This window comes from Micromonospora phytophila (genome assembly GCF_023656545.1).
Classification (GTDB): domain Bacteria; phylum Actinomycetota; class Actinomycetes; order Mycobacteriales; family Micromonosporaceae; genus Micromonospora; species Micromonospora phytophila.
On sequence record NZ_JAMOKF010000320.1, the window covers coordinates 1 to 6,216 of the forward strand.

The 6,216-nt window shown below is 71.0% G+C and carries 10 protein-coding genes; 9 read left to right on the forward strand and 1 reads right to left on the reverse strand.

From position 1 onward, the window contains the following. From NCC78_RS26065 to truA, 9 genes are all read left to right on the forward strand, one after another. A partial coding sequence (locus tag NCC78_RS26065) for a hypothetical protein (RefSeq protein ID WP_250797769.1) occupies positions 1-193 on the forward strand: 193 nt, incomplete at its 5' end. Positions 194-420: 227 nt separating this feature from the next. Then, positions 421-642, forward strand: coding sequence for a translation initiation factor IF-1 (gene infA / locus NCC78_RS26070; RefSeq protein WP_007073013.1), 222 nt, complete (start codon positions 421-423; stop codon positions 640-642). A gap of 93 nt (positions 643-735) precedes the next feature. Then, the gene (gene rpmJ / locus NCC78_RS26075; protein ID WP_012184307.1) at positions 736-849 is read left to right on the forward strand and encodes a 50S ribosomal protein L36; all 114 of its coding nucleotides are present in this window, start codon (positions 736-738) and stop codon (positions 847-849) included. Between the two features lie 260 nt (positions 850-1,109). Beyond that, the gene (gene rpsM / locus NCC78_RS26080) at positions 1,110-1,490 is read left to right on the forward strand and encodes a 30S ribosomal protein S13 (protein ID WP_250797771.1); all 381 of its coding nucleotides are present in this window, start codon (positions 1,110-1,112) and stop codon (positions 1,488-1,490) included. 18 nt (positions 1,491-1,508) lie between these two features. Beyond that, positions 1,509-1,916: a 30S ribosomal protein S11 gene (gene rpsK / locus NCC78_RS26085; RefSeq protein WP_250797773.1), complete on the forward strand. Its 408-nt coding sequence runs from the start codon at positions 1,509-1,511 to the stop codon at positions 1,914-1,916. 14 nt (positions 1,917-1,930) lie between these two features. Next, positions 1,931-2,557, forward strand: coding sequence for a 30S ribosomal protein S4 (gene rpsD, locus NCC78_RS26090; protein WP_250797779.1), 627 nt, complete (start codon positions 1,931-1,933; stop codon positions 2,555-2,557). Positions 2,558-2,656: 99 nt separating this feature from the next. Then, entirely contained in the window at positions 2,657-3,679 is a 1,023-nt protein-coding gene (locus NCC78_RS26095) for a DNA-directed RNA polymerase subunit alpha (RefSeq protein ID WP_250797781.1), read from the forward strand. Positions 3,680-3,713: 34 nt separating this feature from the next. Continuing rightward, positions 3,714-4,271 (forward strand): 50S ribosomal protein L17, encoded by a 558-nt coding sequence (rplQ, locus tag NCC78_RS26100; protein ID WP_250797782.1) that lies wholly within the window; start codon positions 3,714-3,716, stop codon positions 4,269-4,271. A 75-nt stretch (positions 4,272-4,346) separates the two neighbouring features. After that, the gene (gene truA / locus NCC78_RS26105) at positions 4,347-5,177 is read left to right on the forward strand and encodes a tRNA pseudouridine(38-40) synthase TruA (RefSeq protein WP_250797783.1); all 831 of its coding nucleotides are present in this window, start codon (positions 4,347-4,349) and stop codon (positions 5,175-5,177) included. A gap of 197 nt (positions 5,178-5,374) precedes the next feature. Here the strand turns inward: truA and NCC78_RS26110 are convergent. Further along, on the reverse strand, positions 5,375-6,216 hold an 842-nt coding region (locus tag NCC78_RS26110; protein WP_250797784.1), incomplete at its 5' end, for a hypothetical protein.

Sequence of the window (6,216 nt, forward strand, 5' to 3'; positions counted from 1 at the left end):
GCTGGAGGGGGCCGACCGGCAGCCGGCGGCCGAGGAGCGGCAGCGGGAGCTGGAGGGGGCCGACCGGCAGCCGGCGGCCGAGGAGCGGCAGCGGGAGCTGGGGGGCGCCGACCGGCAGCCGGCGCCCGAGGAGCGGCAGCCTGGCGGCGTCGACCGGGCGGCACGCTCGGGGCAGCGCGACGTGGGTGCCTGACTGTCGCCTTTCGGGTGGTCCGGCGGGTCGGCGGGCGGCCGGTTTGGCGACGGCCCGCAGGCGGGCGTACACTTTCTGATCGGCGCACAGCGTCCACTCCGGCATGCCCGCCCTGCGCTTCGGGGGGAGTCGGAGCCGCGGCTGGCGCGGGTTTCTGATCTTGATCAGTGACCCGTGTAAGACGTTGTGGGCCGCCCGGAGGAACCGACGTCAGGACAGCGGAGGACATGCCGAAAAAAGACGGAGCCATTGAGATCGAGGGTCGGGTCATCGAGCCCCTGCCGAACGCTATGTTCCGGGTGGAGCTCGCGAACGGCCACAAGGTGCTGGCTCACATCAGCGGCAAGATGCGGCAGCACTACATCCGCATCCTGCCGGAGGACCGGGTCGTCGTCGAACTCTCGCCGTACGACCTGACCCGCGGGCGCATCGTCTACCGCTACAAGTAATCCTGACGGCGGCCGGGTCGTCCCCGTGTCCGTCTTCGACGTCCGGTGTCGCGCCTCGTCGCGTCGTCGGGCCAGATGGGAAGTAAGGCAACCGTGAAGGTCAAGCCGAGCGTCAAGAGGATCTGCAACAAGTGCCGGGTTATCCGCCGGCACGGCCGGGTCATGGTCATCTGCACCGACCCGCGCCACAAGCAGCGCCAGGGCTGAACCAGTCCCACCGGTCGTGACACGGCCGGTCGGAACGGTCCGGGCCGCAGATCCAGGCAGCACATCACCAGCTCGTTCCAGCCGCGAGCGGTACGCAGTGCGTACTCAATCGTGGTTGACCCCCGGTCGGAGGCCGGGGCCCGCTCGGGCACGACCGATCCCGGTCGCCGGCGCTGACAGCGTCGGAAAGACGGGACGGCCGGTAGCGGGGTGGGACGGGTCCACACCTCCGCACAACATCACGAGGAGTACGCCCGCACATGGCACGTCTAGTCGGCGTAGACCTCCCCCGCGAGAAGCGGATGGAGATCGCGCTCACCTACATCTTCGGGGTCGGTCGCACCCGCGCCCTGGAGACGCTCGCCGCTACCGGCATCTCGCCGGACACGCGCGTTCGGGACCTCACGGATGAGGAGCTGGTCCAGCTCCGCAACCACATCGAGGGCAACTACAAGGTTGAAGGCGACCTGCGCCGCGAGGTCGCCGCTGACATCCGCCGCAAGGTCGAGATCGGCTGCTACGCCGGCATCCGGCACCGCCGGGGCCTGCCCGTGCGTGGCCAGCGGACCAAGACCAACGCGCGGACCCGGAAGGGCCCGAAGCGGACCGTCGCCGGCAAGAAGAAGCCCGGCAAGAAGTAACTAGGAGCGCACAGACTTATGCCACCGAAGGCTCGTGCCGGAGCCGCCGTCAAGAAGGTCCGGCGCAAGGAACGCAAGAACGTCGCCCACGGGCAGGCGCACATCAAGAGCACCTTCAACAACACCATCGTGTCGATCACCGACCCGACCGGTGCGGTCATCTCCTGGGCCTCTTCCGGCCAGGTGGGCTTCAAGGGCTCCCGCAAGTCGACCCCGTTCGCCGCGCAGCTCGCCGCCGAGGCCGCCGCGCGTCGGGCGATGGAGCACGGCATGCGCAAGGTCGACGTGTTCGTCAAGGGCCCCGGCTCCGGCCGGGAGACCGCCATCCGTTCGCTGCAGGCCGTGGGCCTCGAGGTCGGGCAGATCGCCGACGTCACCCCGCAGCCGCACAACGGATGCCGTCCGCCGAAGCGTCGCCGGGTCTGAGAGGTTAGAGAGAGATGGCTCGTTACACCGGTGCTGACTGCCGCCGTTGCCGGCGGGAGAAGATGAAGCTGTTCCTCAAGGGCAGCAAGTGCGATGGTCCGAAGTGCCCGTTCGAGTCCCGGCCGTTCCCGCCCGGGCAGCACGGCCGCGGCCGCACGAAGGAGACGGAGTACCTGCTCCAGCTCCGTGAGAAGCAGAAGGCCCGTCGTGTCTACGGCGTGCTGGAGAAGCAGTTCCGCGGCTACTACGAAGAGGCCGTGAGCAAGAAGGCCAAGACCGGTGAGGTTCTCCTGCAGATCCTCGAGTCGCGGCTGGACAACGTGGTCTACCGGGCCGGCTACGCCGGTTCCCGGGACATGGCCCGCCAGCTTGTCAAGCACGGTCACTTCATCGTGAACGGCAAGAAGGTCGACATCCCGTCGTACCGCGTCAAGGAGCACGACATCGTCGAGGTCCGGGGCAAGAGCAAGGAGCTCACCCCGTTCCTGGTGGCGCAGGCGCAGGCCGGTTCGCGGTCGGTGCCGGCCTGGCTGGAGGCGATCCCCAGCCAGATGAAGATCCTCGTGCACTCGCTCCCGGCCCGCCAGGTGATTGACACCCAGGTCCAGGAGCAGCTGATCGTCGAGCTCTACTCCAAGTAGTCAGGGCTCGTTGCGGTGGCCCGCCCCTCGGGGCGGGCCACCGGAACGGTTTGTGTCGTGGGCGTCATATAGCGGGCGTCCCGGAAGAGAAGAGAAAAAATGCTCATCAGCCAGCGACCGTCTCTCTCCGAAGAGTCGATCAACGAGACCCGCTCCCGGTTCACCATCGAGCCGCTGGAGCCGGGCTTCGGTTACACCCTGGGCAACTCGCTGCGGCGCACGCTGCTGTCGTCGATCCCGGGTGCGGCCGTGACCTCGATCAAGATCGATGGTGTGCTGCACGAGTTCACCACGATCCCCGGGGTCAAGGAGGACGTGGTCGAGCTCGTCATGAACATCAAGGAGCTCTGCGTCAGCTCCGAGCACGACGAGCCGGTCAGCATGTACCTGCGCAAGCAGGGCCCGGGCGACGTGACCGCGGGTGACATCCAGCCGCCGGCCGGCGTCTCGGTGCACAACCCGGACCTGAAGCTCGCCACCCTCAACGGCAAGGGCCGGCTCGACATGGAGCTGACCGTCGAGCGGGGTCGTGGCTACGTCACGGCGGCGCAGAACAAGCAGGCCGGCGCCGAGATCGGCCGGATCCCGGTCGACTCGATCTACTCTCCGGTGCTGAAGGTGACCTACCGCGTCGAGGCGACCCGCGTCGAGCAGCGCACCGACTTCGACCGGCTGATCATCGACGTCGAGACCAAGGCGTCGATGGGGCCGCGTACCGCGCTGGCCTCCGCCGGTTCGACGCTGGTGGAGCTCTTCGGGCTGGCCCGGGAGCTGGACGAGACCGCCGAGGGCATCGACATCGGGCCGTCCCCGCAGGACGCGCAGCTGGCGGCGGACCTGGCGCTGCCGATCGAGGAGCTGGACCTGACCGTCCGCTCCTACAACTGCCTCAAGCGCGAGGGCATCAACACCGTTGGTGAGCTCATCGGGCGTACCGAGGCCGACCTCCTCGACATCCGCAACTTCGGCCAGAAGTCGATCGACGAGGTCAAGATGAAGCTCGCCGGGATGGGTCTGGGGCTGAAGGACTCGGCTCCGAACTTCGACCCGGCGCACGTCGTGGACGCCTTCGGTGAGGCCGACTACGACACCGACGACTACCGCGAGACCGAGCAGCTCTAGTCCGCGCTGCCGCCACATTTGAGGAGCACCAAGCATGCCCACGCCCACCAAGGGCCCCCGCCTCGGCGGCAGCCCCGCGCACGAGCGGCTGATGCTGGCCAACCTGGCCACCGCGCTGTTCCAGCACGGCAAGATCCAGACCACCGAGACGAAGGCCCGGCGGCTGCGTCCGCTGGCCGAGCAGCTCATCACCAAGGCCAAGCGCGGCGATCTGGCCGCGCGGCGGCGGGTGCTGGGCGTCGTCAAGGACAAGGACGTGGTCTACTCCCTGTTCGACCAGATCGCGCCGCGGTACGCCAACCGCAACGGTGGCTACACCCGGATCGTGAAGACCGGTTCGCGCAAGGGTGACAACGCGCCGATGGCGGTCATCGAGCTGGTCGAGGAGCTTCAGGTCGCCGAGCCGAAGGCGAACAAGAAGACCGCGGCCCGCAAGGCCGCCCAGCAGGACAAGGTCGAGGCCCTGGCCCCCGCCGAGGAGACCCCGGAGTCGAACTCGTCGGACCAGGACTCCGAGCCGCCGGTGTCGGTGTCCGGTGACACCGACGCCGCCCGCGAGGACAGCGACGAGGCCAACGAGAACAAGGCCTGAGCACAGGCACCATCGTCGGGCCCGGTATCCCTTCCCTGGGGTGCCGGGCCCGACGGCGTGAACGGGAGGTACGAGGTGGACGAGCGGACCCGGCTGCGGCTGGACGTCTCGTACGACGGCACGGACTTCTCCGGGTGGGCCGCCCAGCCGACCCGGCGCACCGTCGCCGGGGTGCTGACCGAGACGCTGGACGTGGTCCTCGGCGCGGGCACGGCGACCGGGCTGACCGTGGCCGGACGCACCGACGCCGGGGTGCACGCCACCGGCCAGGTCTGCCACCTCGACCTGCCGAGCGCGGTCTGGCGGGAGCACGACGGCCGGCTGCTGCGCCGGCTGGCCCGGCTGCTCCCCACCGACGTGCGGGTGCGCGCGATGACCGAGGTGCCCGCCGACTTCGACGCCCGCTTCTCGGCGACCTTCCGCCGCTACGAGTACCGGGTGACCGACGCCCCGTTCGGCGCCGAGCCGCTGCGTCGCCACGAGATCCTGGCCTGGCCGAGGCCGTTGGACCTCGACGCCCTGAACGCCGCCGCGGCTGGCCTGGTGGGGGAGCACGACTTCGCCGCGTACTGCCGGCGCAAGGAGAACGCCACCACCCTGCGCGAGGTGACCCGGCTCGACTGGCGACGGGACCCGGACGGGATCCTGGTCGCCACCGTGCAGGCCGACGCCTTCTGCCAGGCGATGGTGCGCAGCCTGGTCGGCGCGATGCTGGTCGCCGGGGACGGGCGCCGGCCCGTCGAGTGGCCGGCCGGACTGCTCACCCGCCGGGAACGCTCCAGCGAGGTGACCGTCGCCCCGGCGCACGGGCTGACCCTGGTCGCGGTCGGCTACCCCGACGACCCGGCCGGGTACGCCCACCGCGCCGAGCTCACCCGGCGGCTGCGCGTCCCGCTGGAGGGCTGACCGCCCGCGCGGGCCGCACGGTGACCGGTTGGCGCCACGACACCCGTGCCGGGAGGGACGCGCCGCGAGGGCTCTGCGAGCGAGGGTCGTGCGGCGGTTGCGCCAGCGAGCGCCGGACCGGGACGGGGGCCGGAGACACGGGCGGGTGCGCGGCCGCCCGGCCGCCCGGCCACGCACCCGCTCCGTCCGCCTCCGGGTCACTCTCCCGGCAGCTCGCCGCCGTCCTGCGTCCCGGCGTCGTTCGAGGCCTCCGTCGTCGGCTGGCCGGCCACCCCGCCGTCGGCGCGGCGCTCCAGGACCCCCCGGTTGAGGTGCAGCTCGATCATGTCGAAGAGGATCTCGCGGACCTTGGTGTCGCCGGCCCTGATCGTCGCGCCGTCGGTGCGGGCGACCACCGCGTAGGCGAGGTAGTGGCCGCGCACCTGCCAGCCGACCCGGGCCGGGGCGGTGGTGATCGCCTCGCTCCCGTCGCCGGCCGCCATGCCCCGGAACCGGCCCTGCCGCTCGTCGAGCATCTGCCGGATCCGCTCCCGGGCGCGTTCGGCGCTGGCCCGGTCGGTCAGGTTGAACAACCCGGTGGTGACGAGGTGGTCGCCGTCGGGCGTGCGCAGGGTCGCCCGGACCACCTGGTTGCAGCCGAGGCGGACCAGCAGGTCGGCGACCTCCCCGGTGACGGCCACCGGGCAACTGCCGCTGGACTGGGTCTTCAGCACCCGGTACGCGGGCTGCCCGTCGGCGACCACGAGCTGCTTGCCGGGGAAGAGCTCTCGGCTGGTCAGCGGCGCCTGGTCGGTGTCCCGGGAGTCGAGGTCCTGCGCGTCGGGTGCGGCGGACTGCGCCACCTCGGGTTCGCGGGTCGGGGTGGCCTGCGGGTCGGCGCCGCGCTCGGCGAGCAGGGCGGCTGCGCCGAAGCCGCAGAGCGCGAGCAGCACGAGCACCGCCGCGCCGCCGACCAGCACCCGCCACAGTCGACCGCCGCCGCCGCTGCGCGCTCGGGGCGGGTCGAGCGGTGGGGGCGGGTCGAAGAGCGCGGGCGCCG